Origin of the sequence: Azospirillum himalayense (assembly GCF_042657465.1) — a bacterium.
GTDB classification, from domain to species: Bacteria; Pseudomonadota; Alphaproteobacteria; order Azospirillales; family Azospirillaceae; genus Azospirillum; species Azospirillum himalayense.
Genome location: NZ_JBHSLC010000108.1, coordinates 1 through 1,153 on the forward strand (window position 1 = coordinate 1; position 1,153 = coordinate 1,153).

The 1,153-nt window shown below is 69.9% G+C and carries 1 protein-coding gene; it reads right to left on the reverse strand.

Features of this window, described 5'->3' with window-relative positions; translation table 11 throughout:
• A partial coding sequence (locus tag ACFPMG_RS28635) for an Ig-like domain-containing protein (protein ID WP_376998611.1) occupies window positions 1-1,129 on the reverse strand: 1,129 nt, incomplete at its 3' end.
• Window positions 1,130-1,153: the final 24 nt, after the last annotated feature.

The following is a 1,153-nucleotide window of genomic DNA, read 5'->3' on the forward strand; positions in this document are numbered from 1 at the left end:
CCGCCGCCGAAGCGGTCACCGTGCCAAGCGCCGTCGCCCCCTCGTACAGCACCACAACGCCCGCCTCGGTCACACTCCCGGTGATCACCGGAGTGGCCACGCTGGTCAGCGTGTCCGCGGTCGAGCCCGTGTTCGAGGCGGTGGACAGGGCAAGGCTGGTCAGCGGCGAAGCGCTGGTGTCGATGGTCACGGTCAGAGCGGAGGAGACAACCGACGTGTTGCCCGCCGCGTCGGTCACCGTGGCGGTCAGCGTGTGCGCGCCGTCGCTCAGCGAGGCCGCGGTGAGGCTCCAGGCGCCCGCCGCCGAAGCGGTCACCGTGCCAAGCGCCGTCGCCCCCTCGTACAGCACCACAACGCCCGCCTCGGTCACACTCCCGGTGATCACCGGAGTGGTCACACTGGTCAGTGTGTCAACCGTGGACCCGCTGTTCGACAAAGCCGCCAATGCCAAGCCGGTCGGCGACGAAGCGCCGGTGTCGATGGTCACAGTCAGAGCGGAGGAGACAACCGACGTGTTGCCCGCCGCGTCGGTCACCGTGGCGGTCAGCGTGTGCGCGCCGTCGCTCAGCGAGGCCGCGGTGAGGCTCCAGGCGCCCGCCGCCGAAGCGGTCACCGTGCCAAGCGCCGTCGCCCCCTCGTACAGCACCACAACGCCCGCCTCGGTCACACTCCCGGTGATCACCGGAGTGGTCACACTGGTCAGTGTGTCAACCGTGGACCCGCTGTTCGACAAAGCCGCCAATGCCAAGCCGGTCGGCGACGAAGCACTGGTGTCGATGGTCACGGTCAGAGCGGAGGAGACAACCGACGTGTTGCCCGCCGCGTCGGTCACCGTGGCGGTCAGCGTGTGCGCGCCGTCGCTCAGCGAGGCCGCGGTGAGGCTCCAGGCGCCCGCCGCCGAAGCGGTCACCGTGCCAAGCGCCGTCGCCCCCTCGTACAGCACCACAACGCCCGCCTCGGCCACACTCCCGGTGATCACCGGAGTGGCCACACTGGTCAGCGTGTCAACCGTGGACCCGCTGTTCGACAAAGCCGCCAATGCCAAACCGGTCGGCGGCGAAGCGCTGGTGTCGATGGTCACGGTCAGAGCGGAGGAGACAACCGACGTGTTGCCCGCCGCGTCGGTCACCGTGGCGGTCAGCGTGTGCGCGCC